Source organism: uncultured Nostoc sp. (assembly GCF_964245445.1).
In the GTDB taxonomy this organism is placed as follows: Bacteria; Cyanobacteriota; Cyanobacteriia; order Cyanobacteriales; family Nostocaceae; genus Nostoc.
Map to the genome: position 1 here is coordinate 1 of NZ_CAXTNE010000079.1, position 22,474 is coordinate 22,474.

At 38.9% G+C, this 22,474-nt stretch carries 12 protein-coding genes and 5 pseudogenes; 12 read left to right on the plus strand and 5 right to left on the minus strand.

Annotated features, from left to right (window positions below):
* Positions 1-49: 49 nt before the first annotated feature.
* Positions 50-1,298: pseudogene (locus tag ACFE90_RS15230) on the plus strand (LamG-like jellyroll fold domain-containing protein); the annotation flags it as partial.
* A pseudogene (locus ACFE90_RS15235) lies at positions 1,280-1,972 on the plus strand (ATP-binding cassette domain-containing protein); the annotation flags it as partial. The pseudogenes ACFE90_RS15230 and ACFE90_RS15235, both read left to right, overlap by 19 nt.
* Before the next feature lie 101 nt (positions 1,973-2,073).
* Here ACFE90_RS15235 and ACFE90_RS15240 read toward each other — a convergent pair.
* Entirely contained in the window at positions 2,074-3,645 is a 1,572-nt protein-coding gene (locus ACFE90_RS15240; RefSeq protein ID WP_375501867.1) for an adenosine deaminase, read from the minus strand.
* Positions 3,646-4,493: 848 nt separating this feature from the next.
* Here ACFE90_RS15240 and ACFE90_RS15245 point away from each other — a divergent pair.
* The 3 genes and pseudogenes from ACFE90_RS15245 to ACFE90_RS15255 form a co-directional block, all read left to right on the plus strand.
* Positions 4,494-5,444 (plus strand): L-lactate dehydrogenase, encoded by a 951-nt coding sequence (locus ACFE90_RS15245; RefSeq protein ID WP_375501869.1) that lies wholly within the window; start codon positions 4,494-4,496, stop codon positions 5,442-5,444.
* Positions 5,445-5,747: 303 nt separating this feature from the next.
* Entirely contained in the window at positions 5,748-6,944 is a 1,197-nt protein-coding gene (locus ACFE90_RS15250) for an acyl-CoA dehydrogenase family protein (protein ID WP_375501871.1), read from the plus strand.
* A gap of 110 nt (positions 6,945-7,054) precedes the next feature.
* Positions 7,055-7,217: pseudogene (locus tag ACFE90_RS15255) on the plus strand (helix-turn-helix domain-containing protein); the annotation flags it as partial.
* Positions 7,218-7,668: 451 nt separating this feature from the next.
* Here the strand turns inward: ACFE90_RS15255 and ACFE90_RS15260 are convergent.
* The 4 genes and pseudogenes from ACFE90_RS15260 to ACFE90_RS15275 form a co-directional block, all read right to left on the minus strand.
* Positions 7,669-8,205, minus strand: coding sequence for a hypothetical protein (locus ACFE90_RS15260; protein ID WP_375501873.1), 537 nt, complete (start codon positions 8,203-8,205; stop codon positions 7,669-7,671).
* 469 nt (positions 8,206-8,674) lie between these two features.
* Positions 8,675-8,806, minus strand: a pseudogene (locus ACFE90_RS15265) (IS5/IS1182 family transposase); the annotation flags it as partial.
* A 74-nt stretch (positions 8,807-8,880) separates the two neighbouring features.
* Entirely contained in the window at positions 8,881-14,739 is a 5,859-nt protein-coding gene (locus ACFE90_RS15270) for an AAA family ATPase (RefSeq protein WP_375501875.1), read from the minus strand.
* A gap of 1,014 nt (positions 14,740-15,753) precedes the next feature.
* Positions 15,754-15,879, minus strand: a pseudogene (locus ACFE90_RS15275) (IS5/IS1182 family transposase); the annotation flags it as partial.
* A gap of 440 nt (positions 15,880-16,319) precedes the next feature.
* Here ACFE90_RS15275 and ACFE90_RS15280 point away from each other — a divergent pair.
* From ACFE90_RS15280 to ACFE90_RS15310, 7 genes are all read left to right on the plus strand, one after another.
* Positions 16,320-16,844: a hypothetical protein gene (locus tag ACFE90_RS15280; RefSeq protein ID WP_375501877.1), complete on the plus strand. Its 525-nt coding sequence runs from the start codon at positions 16,320-16,322 to the stop codon at positions 16,842-16,844.
* A 204-nt stretch (positions 16,845-17,048) separates the two neighbouring features.
* Positions 17,049-18,167 (plus strand): glycosyltransferase family 9 protein, encoded by a 1,119-nt coding sequence (locus ACFE90_RS15285; RefSeq protein ID WP_375501879.1) that lies wholly within the window; start codon positions 17,049-17,051, stop codon positions 18,165-18,167.
* Positions 18,168-18,463: 296 nt separating this feature from the next.
* Entirely contained in the window at positions 18,464-18,592 is a 129-nt protein-coding gene (locus ACFE90_RS15290) for a hypothetical protein (RefSeq protein WP_375501881.1), read from the plus strand.
* A 60-nt stretch (positions 18,593-18,652) separates the two neighbouring features.
* Positions 18,653-18,781 (plus strand): hypothetical protein, encoded by a 129-nt coding sequence (locus tag ACFE90_RS15295; RefSeq protein WP_375501881.1) that lies wholly within the window; start codon positions 18,653-18,655, stop codon positions 18,779-18,781.
* Positions 18,782-18,902: 121 nt separating this feature from the next.
* Complete coding sequence (locus ACFE90_RS15300; RefSeq protein ID WP_375501883.1) at positions 18,903-19,586, plus strand: hypothetical protein; 684 nt, start codon at positions 18,903-18,905, stop codon at positions 19,584-19,586.
* A gap of 12 nt (positions 19,587-19,598) precedes the next feature.
* Positions 19,599-21,005: a tetratricopeptide repeat protein gene (locus ACFE90_RS15305; protein ID WP_375501885.1), complete on the plus strand. Its 1,407-nt coding sequence runs from the start codon at positions 19,599-19,601 to the stop codon at positions 21,003-21,005.
* A gap of 42 nt (positions 21,006-21,047) precedes the next feature.
* Positions 21,048-22,472, plus strand: a complete 1,425-nt coding sequence (locus ACFE90_RS15310) for a tetratricopeptide repeat protein (RefSeq protein ID WP_375501887.1) — start codon at positions 21,048-21,050, stop codon at positions 22,470-22,472.
* The last annotated feature ends 2 nt before the right edge of the window (positions 22,473-22,474 follow it).

A 22,474-nucleotide genomic window follows, 5' to 3' on the forward strand; every position in this document is an offset into this window, starting at 1 on the left:
GCTACTATCCACATCTGGATTCACAAAATATTATTAGTGGGATAGGTTCATAGATTTTGGCAGAAACGATATTGGCGGCGTTTTCGCTCAAGGGAGTTCAGCTTTTACGGTTTCAGGATGGGTAAATCCACATGAACTAACAAATAAAGCCACTAGTTACGGGGACGCGCAATGTATTTTTTGCCCGTTCTTCAGAGAGATATAGCGATAATTTTGAATTCGGCATCAGTGAAACAGGAAGCCTAGATGTCTACATTGATGAAAGTGTTAGCAAGGGTATCAAAACATTCGGGCAAGGAGAACTAACTATAGGACAATGGCACTTTTTTACTATTGTTTTTAATAGTGGTCAGCTAGGTGTATACCTTGACGATCATGAATATAACGATTCTCTTAGAGGTTCATCTTTAAACAAAGCAACAAGTTTTATAACTTTGGGAGCAACGTTACATAAACAGGTATACTTTAAAGGACAATTAGCAAATATTAGCTTTTGGAATTCTCCCTGTTCTCAAGCACAAATTCAGACTCATCGTTGTGGGCTAATAGTCGGGGATGAAGAAGGATTAGTGGCTTACTGGAAATTAGACGAAGGGCAAGGTACAACTGTCAAAAACCAAACTGGAAAGTCTTATCAAGGAAATTTTCGTGGTAATCCTATTTGGACTTTAGCAGAAATTCCATTCGCAGCACAATCATCAAATCCAGTTCCATTTGCAGCAGAATTATCCAATCAAGAAGATATTTAAGAAGAGATCCAAACTGAGACAGCAGTTATTCCTGAAGAAAATATATCACCACTAACCACAAATTTATTAGCAGCAACGGTATCGTTAGTAAGTGACGACGAAGACCAAGCAAAGGAAATTCAACAGACAGAAACAAACAGCGAAGAATCCGAGATTATTCCAACCGCGATCGCTCTCGAACCACATGACGAGGAAACCAAAACAGACAAAACTGAAGATCCCGTCAATATCCAACAAGCACAAATATTAACTCAGGAGGAATCGCCAGAAACCATGAATACAGAAGCCCGTCCCAAATATAAAATACTTTCCATTGATGGAGGCGGTATTCGGGGCATTATTCCTGCATTACTCCTAGCAGAAATTGAAAGACGGACACAAAAGCCTATATTCAGTTTGTTTGATTTAATTACTGGCACTTCCAGTGGCGGAATTTTAGCACTTGGACTAACTAAACCACGATTAAGTTCCGATGTATCTGATAACTTGCCAGTAGCTGAATACACTGCTGAGGATCTCCTACAGCTACTAGTGGTAGGGGTAAAAGTTCTTTGTTGAGAGCGATCGCTGGTTTGTGGAATGCGGGAACTGGTCGTCTCGTGCGTCCTCCCTTAAAAGAAATATTATTCTTACCCCAACCGCCTTATATCATTTTAAGGACTTTGTGCGAACAGTTGCTCTATCCTCACACAGATAGGAAAATGAGCGATCATGAACTTGAACACATTTTGCAACAAGTTAACCTGCAACACTTACTTACCCGCATAGATGGCTTTGATACAAAAGTTCCTTGGGAAAATATATTGTCGTTAGAAGAACAACAACGCCTCGCTTTTGCACAGCTATTAATTACACATCCTAGTTTCACTATCTTAGATGAAGCAACGAGTGCTTTAGATTTAAATAACGAAGGTAATTTATATCAACAGTTACAATCAACGAAAACAACTTTTATCAGCGTTGGTCATAGAAAAAGCTTATTTAATTATCATCAATGGGTATTAGAACTTTCATAAGAATCTAATTGGCAACTTGTTTCTATACAAGATTATCAATTGCAAAAATGAATTGCTGTTAAACCATCACAAAAGGAGCAAATTACGATAGATATTTACCCTAAAAATGAACTCAAAATAAAACTAGAATCAGTAGCGATCGCTAGGTGGAGCGTAGTCATCGCCTCCCTAATCGATTCTCTCTATTATTGCCGAAAGCCCTGCTGATGTAGGCTATTGGAGCGATGAATGGTGTGTTGGTGTTGAACCTTGTGCCGAGATTTCATTGTCTAAGTAAATCGTTCTTCTACATTTTTGGTGAAAGTCAATCAAAGCGACTTCTGCAATAACTCAAACCGAGCAAATTCCGACTCTAGCTGCCATTGAATCCGTGCGTGCTCGTTCTTGTGCAAAAAAGCACTGCACCTTTGAGAAACAGAAGTATCACCAGGGGTATCGTTTGCACAAGTTGGAACCATTTCCTTAAACTCAGGCGACTTCCAGAGACTATTTCCCGGAGCGAAACTATATTCTAAGCTATTGCGAGCTAGTCGCTTCAGGTCTTTATATCCCAACCCATATCTCGTTGCCGCTAACAGATACTCATGACTCAAATCAATGCGGGAAATGCCTTCATCATCGGAAGCAAGAGTCATTGGTACCCCAGCCTTCCAATACTCCCTAAAAGGATGTTGATCTCCCTGGACATTCAAAATGACCTCATTACTGGTCAAGCAGATTTCGACCATCACACCGCGTCGCTTCATTTGCTCCATCAACTCGAAAGGACGCTCCTCAAAAAGAATATCCACACCATGCCCGATCCGAGATGCCTGTGCCACTTCTACAGCTTGCCGAATATGGAAACGTAAATCTTCGGTCGGAACCAATCCCAGAGTTAACTCTCCAGAATGGAGCGCAACCTTGACATTGGGAAATTGGCGTTTGAAAAATTGCAGCATTTGCATTTGCAGCGTGTAGTCGCGCAGTGCAATCGGATTATCTTCCGGGGCGACGAGATTGATGCCAACCACACGCTTTTCCGATGAAGCTAATTCAAAGGCATAAGCTAACTGAGCAAACACTTCAACAGGCGACTTTGTTCTTGTCGTTTGCTGCAAATAGCGCACCGTCACTGCACATCCGGGCTGTGCTGATAGAGTTCCGCAACCAAGTGTTTTCCAGACTTCGCGCTCCAACTGTGCTAATTGCTGGCTGCCGAGTATAACTAGCTTGGTTAATCCTCCTTTGAGCAATTGACGGTGCATCTCTTGCAAATCTTTATTCCAACCAACTTCACGCCCTAGCTGTCGAACCTCACTCCCCTGAACGGTAAGCATTAACTCTAAATAGGTAATATGCTGCGAAGCTGCCCGATTTGCTACTTTTGCGACCATATCATCCCGACGACTCGCAGAGTCTGAAATTGCCCCAAAACCACTAAAAGCGTCAAAAAATTGGTCGTGTCCGGATTTTCCAGCAAATTGGAGGTTACGAGTAGACCAACGATTTATTAGGGAATCATAAACAGATGTTCGGTTTAATAATTCTGAGGCTGGAAAATAGCTACTGTCCTGACCGCAAGCCTTAGGTTCAACTAAAGCCCCCACTTTTGGATTCACACAATACCCATCGATGGCAGCCCACTCCAGATAGTCTTCTGCGTACACGGCCCCGCTTAAATGACTGTGGATATCTCCTCCCTTCGGCATTCGTTGTACAAATGCTCGTAAAGCTGCTGGCTGCGCGCGATGGGCTTCAAACCAACTAGCAGCTTGAGCTTCACTCCGAGTCGAGGACTGCTGCGAATTAGATGGGACTTGGGCTGCTACACTGAAGAGAAAACAGCTAGAACTCGTTAATACTCCTAAAAACAAAGGTAAGGGCGCTCGTCTATGCATATAGATTTATTTTTTTGTAAAACATGGACAGAACTATCTGGTTTAATTGCCGCATCATTGTAGTGTTTATCTGCGGTAATAAGCATTGAAACAGTTATAAGATGTCTGGCATAGGCTGCAAGTAGTTTTTGAGTTGTCGTGGTGAAAAACAATAACTCTACTACGAAGTTCCTTATCTCTTCATGCTTTTATTTTGGCAACGGTATTGTACTTATGATCTAATCTCATGGTTTTTAAGTTAAGAATATAGTCTTATAGACTGAAAAGGATGATACTCAGTATGAGTGTAGTTCTCATGCTGTTTAAAACCATCAACTATCAATCTCTATAAGCTAGATAAACTATAACCTAAGATAGATACGTATTAATGAATTGTATATAGTCAAATCAGAACTTATCATTTTTTAACATTATATTTAACTTTAAAAAGAAGCTTGTTGGCATCCACCTGATGAAGACCAGCGACAAGTAAAAGAGTTTTGATTTGCAATTTGTTTAACTGTAAAAGTAGCGATCGCTCTTACGGGGCATAGCCCATTGCTTCCCTAATCGATTTTCCCAAGACTGCCGAAAGTTCTGCTGATGTAAGCTATTGGAGTGATGAGTGGCGTGTTGGCGGGAAATCTGGCGCAAAGATTCGGTTGGGTAGTTTTTGTGTTATAAAAGCTACTGGCTTTGACATTTTTGTGAGGCGGTTTTTGGGAGTTGCGATCGTTAGGGGGATTAATTTATGGCAGTGTTGGGTGGAAGGATTGCACAATTCAACTGCCGAATTGGGTGATTTTGGACAATATCAGTTATATTCTTAACCCAAAGCGAAAAACAGTTACAAAAAAGGTAGATACGACATGAGTAGCAAAACATCCAAGGTTGGGGTCATTGGTGCGGGGAATGTAGGTGCAGACGTAGCAAATGCTTTAGTGCTACTCCGTAAATGTGTAAGAGTCGTGCTTTTTGACCGAACCTTATCAAAAGCTGAGGGACAAGCATGGGATATTGAAGACAGCATTCCCTTACTTGAAGAGATGGAAATTATACCATCAAACAAGTATGAGGATTTAGTTGATTCTGATGTAATTGTCGTGACTGTTGGGGTACAGCAAAAACCTGGACAGACTCGATTAGATACGTTGAGTGACAATGCAGAGATCATACGTTCGACAATGAAAGAATTGGATCGAGTTGCACCGAATTCAATTGTGCTTATCGTTAGCAATCCAGTTGATGTACTAACGCGGATTGCGATCGCCAGTTCCACGAGAGCAGAAAACCTAATTTTCGGTTCGGGGACTGTTCTTGATACTGCTAGATTGAGATATCAACTTGGTAAGCGACTGAATGTTGCAAAACAAGATGTTCATGTTTATGTGATTGGAGAGCATGGAGACAGTGAATTTGTCGTTTGGTCTAGTGCATTTATTGGCGGAATTGGGTTAGCTGAATTTCCTATACCACAAGGAGAAACGCTGGAACAAATTCAGCAAGAGTACGCAGAGTTAACTCGTAAGCGAGGCTATAACATTTCTGAACGCAAAGGAAATACTAGCTATGGCATATCAATAGCAATTTGTGAATTAATTGATACCATCCTGCGAGATGAAAAACAGATATTTCCAGTATCAGTGAGAGCAGATTCTAGCTATGGAGTTGGGACTGAAGTTGTTTTTGGACTTCCGTGTATCATTGGCTCAATAGGTATTGAGCGCCAACTGGTGTTACCAAGAAATGCTGATGAACAACGCTTATTAGAAGAGTCAGCCACCAAACTGAATCTTGCCTATAATTCTTTGGATAATTAAAATCAACTCATATAGCCTATCCAAAATGCGGGATAAGCTTATCTAATTTAGTAGATATCTTCTAATAGGTTATAGCAATTGATTTTTTTATAGGTATTTTTGACTTATTTTTCTTTTGTGCTTACTTGTTGAAAGAGACGTGCATATCCTAAAGCTAGTATACATAAAGACTTTTCTACTTGTACACAAAGTTTAAATAAGAAAATCTGGTTACAAAACCGATATTTTGATACTAATTATAAGGCTATAGTACATCAAAGAAAGTTGTATATTTACACTGTAGAAATAGAGACAAAATAAAAAATGATTGACTTCAGTCTCACTCAAGAACAGGAGATGTTGCAGTCTCTTGCGCGTGACTTTGCTCAAAACGAGATTGGGCCTATTGTTCAGATAATTGAAGAGTCTAACAATCCAGAGATGGAACCTTGGGATTTTTGCAAACACGTTTTCTATAAGGGAGCTGAATTAGGATTTACATCCTTGATGGTTCCAAAAGAGCTAGGAGGTGTAGGTGGAAACTGCATAGACTTGGCTGTAGTGTTAGAAGAAATAGGCGCTGTTGATGTCAGCATTGCTTGTAGCTACTTTAATCTCACCGCAGCTATGTCACTGTTTGTTAGCAGAGCTGCAACCCAAGAACAGCAAAAACGAATACTATCTTTTGTCAATTCTGGAAAACCCCATCTATTCAGTGCCGCAGAGAGTGAACCTAATGTCGCCACTTCAGATATGTTCTGCCCCTTGCCAGACTCGAATATTGGGATGAAGACTTTTGCAGCACGCGAGGGCAATGGATACATTCTCAATGGAACAAAATCCTCGTTAGTTACAAATGCTGGAATTGCGGATAGCTACTTCATCATTGCCCGTACAGCGATGGATAAACCATTGCACGAAAGTTTGTCTATCTTCTACGTTCCAACAGATACACCAGGGATTAAGTTTGGCAAAAAGACACAGATGATTGGTTGGAAAGCTTGTCATCATGCTGAGATTTATCTGGATAACGTGCCAGTGCCTGCAAAAAATCTGATTGGACAAGAAGGAGGAGCTGCAAAACTACTGATGTTGCTTCCAGAAGTAGCTATTGGGCTGGCAGCTTCTTATGTTGGTTTGGCTCGTGCTGCTTATGAGTATGCTTTGAATTATGCCAAGCAAAGAGTCAGTTGGGGCCGTCCGATTATCGAACATCAGGCAGTGGCTTTAAAATTAGCAGACATGATGATTAACACTCAAGCTGCACGACTGGTAGTATGGGATGCAGCAGTTACAGCAGAAACTTCTCCCCAACTTGCCGCCACAATCAAAGCACCAGCCGCCAAGACTTTTGCAGTGGATGTTGCAATCAAAAACGCACAAACAGCAGTTGAAATTCTTGGGGGTTATGGGGTAACAAAAGAGTGTTTGGCTGGCAAGTTTCTTGCCGATGCAACTATCGGGTATTCTTGTGACTTTACACGAGAAATCTTGCGTCTGGGGATAGTGAACTTTTTGTAATAGATTGAGGACTATAGGAATCATATTTGATTTCTGAAAAAGGCTGCGAGATAATACGGTGGGAAAAATCTGTCTAAGAGCGAACAATGATAAAGCAGTATCTAGAAGCGGTAATCGCAGAACTACAAGAATTTATAGATAATTGCCCAGATGCCCGTGAAGTTAGGAAAGCTCTTTTCTGTGAAACTGGTTTATCAAGGCTACAAGTATGAGGAAATTCAAACAATTTTAGATGTGTCTGTTGGTTCGATAATAAGCTGGAAGAACGCCTATAACCCACATTCCGCACCCAAAACTGGCACACAGGCAAAGCAGTAAGTAAATCAATAAGGCTGGTAAAAATTTAGACGAGCAAGCGACTTGTGACTTCAGTGTATGCTGTTTCTTTTTTCCACTGTAAAACTTTTTTTGTTTTTTTTAGCCATCCGCGACTTTTTGCATATCTAGAACAATATCGCCAACGTCTGTTAACTTTGGAAACTACACCTCTTATTCAATATCCATCTTTAAGTGACTATGAACCAAGAACTTTTCAATTAAAAAATTCTACTGTGTAATAACTTGGCACATTCCTCTCACCAGAATACTAAAGCATAAGTAGAACAGTACTTGTGATATGGTGTCACCTGATTGTGAGTGCAGAGTTCACTAACTGTTCTATTTAGTTGTAGTAGTTTTTCAAGAACACGGCTTTCAGTTAAGCAGTAAAAATTTTTTACATAAATCAAGATTGTGAAATTGACTCCGAACCCACAAAGACCGTTGGAATGGCCATTACTATCAACATTACTAAGTTAGCAACCCAAAACAACACAACAATGCCAAAACCCACCAATGTCAAATAGGAAAATGTTAATTGTGTAAATCCGTTTAGCAGTTGCCACAACCGAAAAGCTGTGTAAAAAAAACCAATGGGTACAACAATACTTGGCACAAGGGAGCGACTAAGGACACGTTCACTCTGGAGTTGCACGGCTACTGTCAATAGGTAACTCCCCCAGAATACCCATGAAGATGGTTGTCTCCAAGCCAGAGCTAATAAGCACATAGGTAACAAAACTCCAGCAACCAAGGCTAACTTGACCCACCATCGCAGAAATTGCCATTGCTTTTCACTAAACCCAATTTCTGCCGTAAAGGGTAAACGTCGAGCTTTCACGCCAAAACCATAGCCAAGAGCTAGCAGGGTTATAACCAGAATAAACAGCGTCAGAATCAATCCATTATTAACTGTCATTTCTTGAAAAATACTAATTCTCATACCCTTAGTTTAATCTGGCTCTAACATTTTCCCCCACCTTGGTTGCCAATAACGATATTTCGCTCACCTGATTGTGATCGCTCGCATCAGCTGAATATATTCTGATTCTATCTTTAGAGATAGACAAAAAGACGGTTGCAGTCATTGGAGAAGTTGAAGCGTCCAAATTTTACTTCTGTAGAAGACAAATTACTGAATGTTCTGGAGTTGAATATAGGGGCGAGATAACGCCTTAAATAATTTGGGTAAGGAGCAAATAACCTAACACATTACACGCTTAATTCGATTACTGGCAGATTTGGTTAGATGATTCACCATTAAGTGCAGTTGCGAATCTGACTTCTACCGTTTCGGGAAAAAGTACCACCTTAAAGCACTGCTAATGTATTTACTTTACTGATATTAATTGAATCACCGTAAAGCTGTAGCAATCGGGAGCATCCCAATTTTGCCAAAAGATATAGGACTGGTACAAAACGTTGCAACACGATCGCATATCAGTTGTTCGGGGATGACCACCGCATTTAGCGGGTGGAATCAAAGGAGCTAAAATTGCCCATTCTGAGTCACTAAGGTCTGTAGAATAAGACTTTCGTCTCATTGTTTCCTATGTAAATATACTTGCACAAACAGTATCTTATCGCTGCCTTTTTATCTGATGGCTCTCTTTTAGATTTACTTTATAAATAGCCTCTCAGTAATGGGAATATAAATTATAAATTCTGTTCCTTTTCCTAAAACAGAATTAACTTCAATTCTACCCCCATGTATTTCTTCCACAATTTGCTGTGCGATCGCTAGTCCTAGTCCTGTGCCTTTTCCCACTCCTTTCGTAGTAAATAAATGGTCAAATATGCGTGCTTTTACATCTTCGTTTATTCCTGGGCCATTATCAGCAATTAATATTTTTAAGGTATGATTTTCAATGAAAGCTTTCACTATAATTTTATGTGGATTTAGCTTAAAATGCTCAAAGCTCCGACCTATACTTAACTCATCTAAAGCATCAATAGCATTAGCTAAAATATTCATAAATACCTGATTTAATTGTCCAGGGAAACACTCGACTGGCTGTAAATTATCATATTCAGTTACAACTATAATTTCTGGACGTTGCTCATTCGCTTTGAGGCGATGTTTGAGAATTAAAATTGTACTATCAATGCCTTCATTGATGTTAAATGGCACTTTATAATCTTTATCGCCCCGGGAGAAAGTTCTTAAGCTGGTGCTGATATTTTTTAATCGCTCAGAAGCCATAACCATTGCGTCAACCATGTTTGGCATGTCTTCTAAGCTATAGTTTAAGTCAATTTCTTCAGCATGATCGAGAATTTCTACTTCCGGATTCGGTAGAGCTTTTTGATATAATTTTAGATGTTCAGTGATATCAGCCAAAATAGGTTTAGCTTGTTGGAGGCTAGCCGAAATAAAGCCGAGGGGATTGTTCATTTCATGAGCTACCCCAGCAACTAAGTTACCTAGTGCAGACATTTTTTCCTGTTGTATCATTTGCAGTTGGGCTTGTTGTAGTTCTTGCAGAGCATTTTCTAGTTCTTGAGATTTTTGCTCAATGGCAGCTTCAGCAAGTTTGCGATCGCTAATGTCAATCACAATACCATCCCATACCATTTCACCATCTTCGCCGAGTTCTGGCTGAGAAGCCGCTTTTACCCACTTAATATTTCCATTAGGTGTAACAATGCGCCACTCATGCTGAAATGGGGTAAGATTTTTCGCTGACTCCATAACTGCGCGAAAGGCTTCTGCTTGATCGTCGGGATGTTCAAAATCACGCATACTACATTTTCCTGACAGAAAATCTTCGACTGCTACTTCGTAAAGTCTTTGACACCCAGAACTGACGTATGGTACTGAAGCCGAACCATCGGCTTTAATTCGGATCTGATAAATCATTCCAGGAACATTATCTGCTAGTTTCTGAAAGCGGGCTTCACTGAGCCGTAATTTTTCTAGAGATTGTTCTAACTGTTGAGCATAAATTTGTGAATCTTGATAAAGACGGGCATTTTCCAGAGAAATGGCCGCTTGGGTACAAAGAAAGTTGAGAATTAGGATGCGATCGCTTGTAAACACACTACTAGTTGAGCGGTTCTTTAAATACAAAATCCCAATTAAGTGTCCTTGATTGAGAATTGGCAAGCACAACAAACTTTTTGGTTTTTGTTGACTTAAATACTCATCAATTACAGGTAAATTGGTTTTGAGTTCGTCAATCATCACGATTTCTTCAGTGTTTTTGACGTACTGTATCAACTTAATTGGTAAGTTGGGATTGCCCTCTAAAGGTTCGGCACAAAGTTCTGTGGTTTCGGGTGTTGCAATGGCTCTTACCAACCATTTTCCTTGAGTATTAGGTAGGATTAAGGCACAGCGATCGCCCCCAGAATGTTGCAGAATAATCTGTGTTAATTTGTGCAGTAGTTCATCCAGTTGAATCGTGCCAGAAATAGCTTGGGAGGCTTTAAGGATAGCAGCAAAATCAAAGCTACTAATGTCAGTGCTAGAAGAACGACCCAAATTAGTGGAATTATGAACCGAAATCTGGTGACTAACGCTGCTCGATAGTGTTTCCAGCATATGCAGTGATTGTACTTTCTGCTGGAGAATAACACGCAGTAAATCGGGATAGCGGTTTTCCAAATCCTCGGTTTTGGCTTTTGCGCCCCAACGAGCGTAACAGTAGTATGCCTCCTGCATATAACCTGCCGCGACTTTCTGTTTGCCCCAACTTAGGTAAAATTTAGCTGCCAGTTCATTGCTGAGTGCTTCATCTTGCACATAACCATGTGTTTTGGCTTGGGCAATAGCCAAATCATAATGTTCCATCGCCTCAGTAAATTGACCAAGCATTCGATAGCGTTCTGCTGCCACAAGTTGCCAACGATGTTGATGATTGAATGGAGCATGAGTAGCCCAAATTTGTAGTTTTTCTTGATGAGCATTGATTCGCTCTAAAATGACTGATTGTTCTTGGGCATTAACATCGGTGTAGCGTGCTAGATGAATTAAAGCATCATAAAAAACTCGGACAACTACGACGAAATAGCCAGTTACAGCATTACTATACTGTTCTGCTAAGGCTGCTTGTTGTGAGGCTGCTTGGTATTCTCCGAACAAATAACAGAGAACAGCTTGATTGAGATGAAGATAGAATAACCCCGTGCGATTGCTGGCAGCTTGTAAGCTGGGCAAGATTTGGGCGGCATTGAAGACTTTGCCCTGTAAACAATAGGGAACTTCCGCTTGTCCTAATAAATTGAGAATCGCTTGCTGGTAGCATTCATAATATTTTAACGTTGCTTCTTGTTTGCCTTGGCTGATGACTTGCCGATAAGTCTCCATTTCTTCAGCCAAATCATTTAATTCTCGACCACTCCAATAGCTACACTGACTATATGACACTAGGTTCAACGCCATGCATACCCAATCTCCGGTTTCTAAGCCGCTCTGATAAGCTTCTAGCAAACATGGGATACTGTGATTTAATGGTTCTTTCCAATGCCGAATAAAGCTGTTGACAATAAAGTAAGCTCTGCTTTTAAAAGCGTTAATCTGGTGTTGTTCTAGTAACTTTAATGAAAGCTGTCCAAACTCATACCCAGCATCTATATCTCCAATCAAACCACAAAGAGTCACTCCGTAGTCTGCATAAGAAAAGATAGCAATAGATGAATTGCCAAACTGGATAGCCATCTCCACTTGCTTAGATGTAAGTAGTGGTAACAGTGTCGGTTTACCAATGTACGCAGAGGACACCAGTGTAGTCATTATTTGCATGGCTGCCAGTTGATGCGGATCACTCATCGCAGGCAAATCCAGCAAACTTAGGGGTGCGCGCTCCATCCATAGTTGCCTTGTCTGTTGAGTTGCTGCGCTAATGTCTGCCACAGCTGGCTGTTCGGGAAATTCCACACCGAGTAATTTCAACACTTGTAACCCAGTCTCAACTACTTTGGCAAATTGACCTTGAGACCGGAATGCCGTCATTCGGGTTTCATAGACTTTGATAGTATCAAGCAAAGAAGTAGCAGATTGCAACACAACGTCACCCCATCCTGCCAGCTTGTCAAAGTCTGTATTTAGGCAGGCAGCTTCTAAACGTTCATTATGCAGATTCAGGGTTAATTTGTAATGTTCCGTCCAGGCATCGGAGGGCAGTAAGTCAATACCTTGGGTACAATATTTGACAGCAACATTATAGGCGATCGTTGCTTTGGCTTTGCGCCCCGCCAGCAAATTCAGTTGCGCTAACTCCAGTTTTGTGTCAGGCTGAGTTATCAAATCAATGCCTATATTCAAGTGATTGACAATTTCAAAGATATATGTGTCTAGTTGAGTTGTAGGTGTATTAGCGTGCAATAATTTACCGATCGCCAAATGAGTAGCTTGTTTTTGGTCTTCGGGAATTAAACAATAAGCAGCTTGTTGGACGCGATCGTGTAGAAAGCGATAAGCAACATTTTTGATATTGTTAGTATTAACTTCTTGTTCATGGCTGAGATAAAACTTATAAACTTGACTTTGCGGTAAAATCAATCCTTCTTGCAAAGCCTTCCACAAAGCATCTGCCGCTTCCTGTGACGACTGTTGTGAAACAATTGCCAAAGTAGTTAAATCAAAAGAGTTACCAATACAAGCAGCTAACTTCAGGACATTTTGCGTTTGCTGGGGCAATTTCTGTAACTGAGTAGCCATAAATTCTACCACATCATCAGTCACAGATAGCGCATTGACTTGAGCAAAATCACATTCCCAATAACCTTGCTGGTGATTAAATTTAATTTGTTTATCTTCGTATAAAGCCTTGAGAAACTGCGTGATGAAAAAGGGATTGCCTTTAGTTTTGCGATTAATTAATTCTGTTAAGGGATGCGATATCTGTGTCGGACAATGTAAAGTATCAGCCACTAACTGATTGGTATCACTCAAGGAAAGAGGGGCAAGAGTAATAGTATTAACAGTCTTATCAGCTTTCTTGAGTTCCTCCACTTTCAACATAAATGGATGTGCGGTTGACACTTCATTATCTCGATAAGCACCTAACAACAGCAGATATTTTTGATTTTCCATCAGCAGTTTAATTAACTGTAGCGAAGCCAAATCTGCCCACTGTAAATCATCCAGAAACATTACCAGTGGATGTTCCCTTGTGGTGAAGACAGCAATAAACTTTTGAAATAGTAAATTAAACCGATTTTGTACTGCTGTTCCCGATAGTTCTGGTGCAGGCGGTTGTTTACCAATTACCTGTTCTAATTCTGGGATTACTTCAATCAAAACTTGCCCATTGTCTCCAACAACTTGAAGAATTTGATTGCGCCACTGTACCAATTGTGCGTCTGATTCTGACAACAATTGCGCTATTAAGTCACGTAAAGCTTGCACAAAGGCGAATAAGGGAATATTACGATTGAATTGATCAAACTTACCTTTGATGAAATAACCCTGCTGACGGGTAACTGGTTTGTGGACTTCATTCACCACAGCAGTTTTACCAATCCCAGAAAATCCCGCTACTAGCATGATTTCTGATGTGCCGTGAATCACACGCTCAAATGCTTGTAATAAGCTAGCTACTTCTGCTTCTCTGCCATATAATTTTTCCGGGATGAGGAAGCGATCGCAGACATCCCACTGACCGATTTCAAAATCTTTAATTTCTCCTGTATCTTGGAGTTGGGCTAAACAAAGTTCTAAATCATGCTTTAATCCCAAAGCACTTTGATATCTATCTTCGGCGTTTTTCGCCATTAACTTCATGACAATATCACATAAGACTTTTGGTATTTCTTTGCTTCTGCCTTCTAGCTGCGGTGGCATTTTTGCCAGATGATAATGCACCAACTCCATCGGGTTATCACAATTAAATGGTAACTTTCCGGTTAAGATTTCATACAATGTTATACCCAGAGAATAATAATCGCTACGGTAGTCGATGCCACGGTTCATTCTGCCTGTTTGTTCTGGGGAAATATAGGCGAGAGTTCCTTCTAAAACATTTGGACTTTTAATTTCTTGGGTTTCTTTAGGTAGTAAGGAAGCAATACTAAAGTCAATGATTTGAATTTGTTTTGTTTGGGGATGAATCAGAATATTTGCTGGTTTAATATCTTTATGAATAATACGGTTTTCGTGTAAATTGTGGATAATGCAGACTAGTTGAATAGCAATATTTAAAACTTCTACTAAGGATAAATTAGAGTTTTTAATGTATTCTCTTAAAGAAATTTCTCCGATATCTGCCATCACCAAAATATAGCCATTGCCATAGGTTTCTAGCGATAAGGGATGAATAATTCCAGCAATGTTGAGATTTTTACTGATTGTATACTGATGGCGAAATTGTAGTAATTCGTTAAAACTGGGATACTCTAAGGTCAGAAGTTTAATAACGACTGGAAGTTGGTCTGATTGGCGGATAGCTCGATACACGTTGGTTCTGGAGCCAGCATACAGTTGAGAGCTAATTTGATATCCTGGAATGAAGGGGATAGAGTTCATAGTCGCCATCTATACATACCTTATGACAGAATTTTGTTTTCCTTGCTGACATTAGTATTCCCATCAACTTGATGTTGTATAACGTTATCGAGAGGAATTGATGGTTGTTTTAGGGAAAACCAATGCTTTTTGGTCAGAAGCAAATCATAGCCGCAATGAATTAACTCAAATTATTCAGGGAAGTGGAGAGTGAAAAAGGAGTACGATTCTCCCTATCAGTAATTCATGCGCTTGACGACAGTGGGCGTTTGCACCGAGAGCAAAGATGCAAAACAGGTCCTCATAACAATTCGCAGCTTTTCCCAATTCGCAATGCCAGAAATTTATACCAAGTTGAAGTCAAAGATAGTAACTTCAGTAGATCGAAAAGATTTCTAGAAGCCTTACCAACCGCTCATTTTAGCCAGTGTATAGAATTCGCCCGAATCCTCTTATAATCTGCTGTTCGAGTAATTCTGTTGTCAATTAACTCTGCTGCGATGGCGTAACCGCCCACCGTAGGTGATCGCAAATGAACGCTTGTGTTAGTCCCAAACCATCGGCTAAAACCCTTATTCTTCCGTCAACTTACAAAAGTTTTCGATCTACTGAAAGTCGCTACAGCAGTAAGTGTACATTAGACCTCTTACAAAAGTCGCTCAGGAAAATTTTATTTTGGGGAGGCAAAGCTCGTAATTGTAGAAAGCAGCAATCAGATTAAACCAAAGGATAGATTCCGCCAGAGTCGACAACAAGCATGGTCATGTTAGCAGTAAACTTAACCTTGGCAGAGCGGATTTGGAGTAAGCGATTCTCTTCGGCAACCATAGCATTAATAATTTGCCCAATGTCATCGTTTCCGCTCCCACTTATTCTAATTTCAGTTTTTGGTAAGAGTTTATAAATTGTTTCGAGTAAGTATTATCGGGCGATAAGCCTATGGCATGGCTTCGCTTACCGCTAAATAAAAAAATGGCAGCAGACGTTGTTTCAGTTATTGATTAGTTACTGAAATTATTTGATAAATTTGATTTTTTAATCGATTTATATGGCTAATTCGTAATTATAAATTCCCGCAATTAAATTCGACTTTAAGCCAAAACCTCGGTGACGGTTTTGATATCTATTAGACAAAATTTTAAATATCTTTAGACGACGATTTACGTGTTCTTAGAAACGAACCTAAAAATAAGGGTTACGAGATATGACCAAAAACTTGCAAGATGACCTGAAAAGGCTTGATTTTCCGTTGTAGATAACGGCTTTTTTGACTTAGATGTAGCAATTTTTCAAACCTATACAGGACAAGGGTTTTCAGACTATATTGTGGGAAATTACACATATTTCGGCTCTATGCCATATCAGTAGCTAGTTACTTGCAATAAAAATTTTCACAGAATACCTGATCTGTTAGAACAAACTTAATAAACTTTTACATTCAAAACTTTAAACTTTTGTAATAAAACCAAAACTTTGCGAAAAACCCACCAAAAAAACTGAAAAATAAGTAGGGTCTTTTGGTTGACCAGCACTACGACGGCTTCGGTAGCGGGGTCGTCTGAGAATTTTTCCAAGAGAATAGTTCTTGATTGTATGTGAGGTAAGTTGAGTTGACAATATCTTTTGAAGAAGTCTTTCAAATTTTAGATACAGATGTCTTTACCAAAAACCAAAGACGTTTAAAGGATGTCGAAAAATTTATTTTGTGGGGAGCGTGGAAAGATCAGACCTATGACGAGATGGCAAAAGCCTCCAACTATCGCTATACCCCTAGTTATCTGAAGCAAGATGTCGGGCCTAAGTTATGGAAGCTACTGTCACAAGCTTTAGGAGAAGAAGTCAGCAAGATAAATTTTCGATCTGCTTTAGAACGACGAGTTCGCTTGCAAGCAAGCCTCAACAGTCAAAAGCAACTCAAAAACCTAGAAATTGTTGAGAATAATGTGATTCAGAGACAAAATAGCAAGGTTTGGCGATCATTTTTACATACCCCACTCGTTGAAGAGCTTTTGATAGAGCTACTTCAATACCTCACCAATGAACAGAAAGCCGAGCCATCAAAAGACATAGAAACAAGAGTTTCGCAACTGATTGAGAGATTACGAGTAGTACTGTTGCAAACAATCCAGGAGTAGCTTTAATTTGTTGTTTAACTCGCTTGTAAGTAGTAGAAAGATGGAATTGTGCTAAATAATGCTTAATTGAAAAAAATTGTATTTTGATCTCCAAAATAAATTTATCAGAAATTACTTACCTATTCTTTTTTCTGTTTTTTCTCTCCAATAGTAATTTTAATCCATGAATAACATAAATCTTAAAGAGGTGGTGTTTCCAAAAATATGGAAATTTTTTCTAATCAAATTTTAGGCTTAAATCCTCATATTGCTGTTTTTTCTTCTAATAAAGTCGGTAATTTTGTCGTTACTACTCCACTTTTGCGAGGAATTAAGAAGAAATATCCTCACTGCAATTTAGATTTTTTTGGTAGTGAAATTACTAAAGATTTTGAGGCTAATTGCCCCTATATTGACTGGAGATTCTCGCTTTATACTGACAGACCAGACTTTCTAGAATCTTTGTCTTTAGCGGTTCGCCAACGTCTTGAAGTAGCAGGCCCTTACGACTTAGCTATTAATTGCGATGAATATAGTGAAATTAATTTAGTGACAGTTACGGCTATTCGTCCTACTTATGTAGTTGGCGGCGCATTATCTACCGATTTTTGTCTCAAACTAGATTACAACAGCGATCCGGTACAGAAGATATTAGGCGATCGCGATTGGAATGACAAGGCATTTGTGCAAAGGCATCAAGAAGTGATTGAGAGTAACTATATTAGTGAAATTTTCTGCCGAATAGCCTATGTAGAAACCGACTTTTTTAAATTAGAAGTACCGATTAAACTACCCCCTTTTCCTGTACCTCATGTATTAATTAGTATCACCGCTACTAGACCTGCGAAAATGTGGTCGGTAGATTATTGGAAACAAGTTATTCAATGGTGCGAAGAACGAGGTATAACTGTTGGTTTAGTTGGTAATAGTCCCAGCATTCAGCAGACTTTATACTACTCTGATAATGCTGAAGAGAATTTGCTTAAAGAGACATCTTTAATTGACCTCAGAGGCAAAACTTCGCTGACTGAACTAGCTGGTGCTTTATGTGGTGCAAGGGCTTGCCTTACTCTTGATACAGGAACGCTTCATATTGCTGCGGCAGTTGGCTGTCCGACAGTAGCAATTTTGGGCAATGATTTAGATGGTGACGGAGCGAGTCCAACAAGACTTTGGATTCCTCGACAGCCTCATGAAAAATTAGCCCTCACAGATTTTAAGTGTACTGTCTGTCAGGAGCATAGTTTTAAGAATAAGTTTTGTTTAATTGACAATCATCACTGTATGGCTTATCTTTCCCCTGATAAAGTTATTCATTATCTCCAAGAGATTTTGACTTTGTAAAACACAAATAATCTGTTTAACTTCATTTATTTACCTTTTTTGCAAACTTACAAATTTTAATTAAGTCGTACTGCTTGAATCTGCATCCAGCTTTCAAGTAATTACGTGCTGTTTGGAATTTTTCGGAAAAATATTTTCTTGATAAATAGGCTTTGATTAATTCAAATAAAACATCTGAACTTTTCTATAATTGCATTCTACAAAAACCGATGTTATCAATAAAGTAACAGCAAAAAGTTGAGATTTGTTCAAACTCATTTGCTGAATTATCCTAAAAACAAAAAAGGAGCAAAACCATGTCAAATAACGAAACACTTGAATTAACCATTGAAACCTTGTTTAACGAAATTTCTGAAGACTTAGCAGAAACCATTAATGGTGGTCTGGCCAGTAATTGTCACGGACAACTCGTTGCTGAACTCTAACAAATCTCAAAATTACTGCCTTAATCATCTCTAAATCTAACTTAAAAAAGGAGCAAAACCATGTCGAATAACGAAACACTTGAATTAACCATTGAAACCTTGTTTAACGAAATTTCTGAAGACTTAGCAGAAACCATTAATGGTGGTCTGGCCAGTAATTGTCACGGACAACTCGTTGCTGAACTCTAAAACCTCTTACTAGGTCTTAAGCTACATTTTCACTCATGGATTCTCAAACTAATAGAATCCATGAGTGAATTAATCCAAAATATTTTATGGAGCCTTAACGCGAATTAGGATTGGATTAATTATGATAACATTAGCTAAATCTTTGAAATTACGTAACTTTGAAGTTAGAGGAGATGGAATCTGTCGGCAAATGGAAAGTCCATCTATTAGTTTAGATAACTTTCATCTGCATAATCCTTATTATTTTTGTAGATTTTTAAGTGACTTAGATACTTTAGTAGAATTGACCTCAGACGATCTAGAAAGAATAAGGATTGCCACTATTTTAACTAGACGTTTTTTATCTCAAGCAGACTGGGTTATTGATATTTGTCCTCCTCCCGATCCAAAAACACGTTCTGCAACAAAACCTTTGTATCGCGATCCTAACTCTCCTTTTGAAGTTCATGTATTTTCTTGGTTGCCTCAGAACTCAGGCGTTCATAGTCATGGTAGTTGGAGTATTGTTGCTTTTTTAGGAGATGAAACTACAGGACGCGAACTCAATTACTTTTGGACTCGTTTTGATGATGGCTCGCAAACCGATTATGCTGTCGTAAAACCTATTAGTAAGCAAATTTTAGAACCAGGAGATATTATTGGGTTTACTTCAGATGCAATCCACAATATTAAATCTATTTCTGCTGAAAATGAACCTAATACAGACAACCCAAAACCAACTTTAATGTTCAATATTTTTGGTGAGCGCAATCCTAGCAACCGTTATATATTTAATCCTTTTGAGAATAGTATAACTAATTATTAAAGGAGCTTACTCATGAATTATAGTCTAACAAAGTCGTCAAAAAATGCTTCTGAAATACCTGAAGATTTTAGTAAAGCAATTCAGGAATATAGAGCAGGGAATTTAGAGCGGGCAAAAGAGATATTGGAACTAATCTTGCTTGAAAATCCTCATTCTATTGAGTCATTAAAACTAAAAGCAATGTTAGCTCATAAAACGAATGATTTAGACGAAGCTATTGTTAAATACAAAAAAATTCTCAGCCTAACATCCAATGATATTATATCATATACTGGCTTAGGGAATATATATCAGCAACAAGCGAATTTTGATGAAGCAATTAACTACTATCAAAAGGCTTTAGCTTTAGCTCCTAATTGTAATACTTATTTTGGTTTAGCTACCTGTTTTACTGCACAAAACAAGCTAGATGAAGCTATTAATTACTTAACTCAAGGGCTAAAAATTGAACCAAATAATCCTAAGCTTAGATGCGAGCGTGGCATAAATCTTTTGAAAAAAGGCGATTATGAAAATGGACTACCTGATTTTGAGTACAGATTACAGTTACCCGATATTATAAATTATCGTTTTTTGAAGGATACAATGTGGGATGGCTCTGACTTAAATGGAAAAGATATTGTGCTTCACATTGGTTCTAGGTTAAGCCGCGCAATTCAGTTAATTCGTTATGCACCTCTAGTCGCTCAAAGAGGTGGAAATGTGATTTTTGCTTGTGCCAAACCCTTACTTCGATTATTTAGTAATGTTTTTGGAATTACTCAGTTAGTAGACAGAGAAATTACCTCAGCAAATTTTGAAGTGAATGCTTCGTTGTTGAGCTTACCTTATTTGTTCGGAACAACTGTATCAACTATACCAGTTAATATACCTTATATATCTCCTCCTAAACCCGAAAAATGGCCAGGTTGGAATGTACCATCACTCCTACAAGCTGCTTCAGATACTCGGCTAAAAATTGGTATTGTCTGGAAAACAGGTGAGTACGAACGTTCTGGTAGTTTATGTGAAAAAGATTGCCCGCTTTCCTATTTTATCGATTTACTTTCTATTCCGCATATCAGTTTATATAGTCTTCAAGTCGGAAAGTTGGCCAGTGAAATTCATGAATTCAAACATGAGAGTCGGCTGTACGATTTAACGCCTCAAATTAAAGATTTTGCTGATACTGCTGCATTGATTTCTCAGCTAGATTTAGTTATTTCGGTAGATACAGCGGTTGCTCATTTAGCGGGAGCAATGGGGTTGCCTATCTGGACTTTATTGTCCTTCGATGCTGATTGGCGTTGGCTGCAACAGCGGGAAGATAGCCCTTGGTATCCGACGATGCAACTGTTCCGCCAGCCTCAATATGGAGATTGGGAAAGCGTTTTTGAGCAGGTTATTTCGGTATTACAAAATCACTTGCCTACTATTTAAGCTCCTCAAATACTGTAAATAATTACTAAGGTGGTTTAAATCATGACTGCTTTTACTAAACAATCTCCCAACTATATTCCTGAAATACAACAGCAATTTACTCAAGCACTTCAAGAATATAAAGCAGGAAACTTTCAGCAAGTCGAAGAAATATTAAATTCAATTTTAATTAATAATCCTCTTTGTGTTGAAGCTTTGAAGTTGCGAGCAATGTTAGCTCATAGGACGAATAATTTAGAAATAGCTATTTCAGACTACAATAAAATTATATCTATCCTTCCAAATGAAGCTGATAGTTATTACAAACTAGGAGTGCTTTACGAACAATTACAAAGCTATGAGGAAGCGATTATTTGTTTGAGAAACCTATTAAAATTACTTCCTGATTCTTTTAATTATCGCAATCGTTTAGCTTGTGTTCTTGCCAAACAGGGAAGATTAGAGGAAGCTCTTGATTTATTTAATCAGTTATTAATAATAGAACCTGATAATTCAAGAATTCGGTGGAATCGTAGTCTGACTCTTTTAAAGAAGGGTAATTACCAAGAAGGACTTCCCGACTATGAATGTAGAAAGCACATTTCCCTCTTTCCTTACTTGTTAGATTGCCCTCAGCCTATGTGGGATGGCTCAGACTTAAATGGAAAGACAATCCTACTACATCATGGTGATGATGGTTTTGGCGATATTATTCAGTTTATTCGTTTTGCTCCTTTAGTTGCTCAAAAAGGTGGACGGGTAATTTTTGTTTGTACAAAACCCCTTTTTCGATTATTTCAAACTGTTTCCGGGATTGCTCAATTAGTAGATACAAAATCAGAATTACTTAATTTTGACGTATATGTGCCACTTTTGAGCTTACCTTATTACTTAGGAACTACTTTAGAAACTATCCCGGCTAAAGTTCCTTATATAACCTTGCCTCAAATTGAACCAGAAAAAGGCTGTACTTTACCTTTAATAACCGAACCAGAATCTGCCAAAACTAAATTAAAAGTTGGGATTGTTTGGATGAGCGGAGGTCGCGAACGTATCAGCCATTTAGACTGTGATCGAGACTGCCCTTTATCCTTATTTATGAGTTTGCTGTCAATTCCTGAGATTAGTTTGTATAGCCTTCAAGTTGGCAAATTGTCTAGTGAAATCGATGAATTTAAACATCAAGCTCGGCTGTACGATTTAACCCCTCAAATAAAAGATTTTGCTGATACTGCTGCTTTGATTTCTCAACTCGATTTAATTATTTCAGTCGATACAGCCGTTGCTCACTTAGCTGGAGCATTGCGAGTACCTGTCTGGACTTTATTACCTCGTGACGCAGATTGGCGCTGGTTACAAAACCGTAATGATAGTCCTTGGTATTCGACAATGCGGTTGTTTCGCCAGCGTCAGCATGGAGATTGGACAAGTGTTTTTGAGCAAGTTATTCCCGCTTTAAAACAGCATTTGGCTAGTTATCGAGGTTGAGT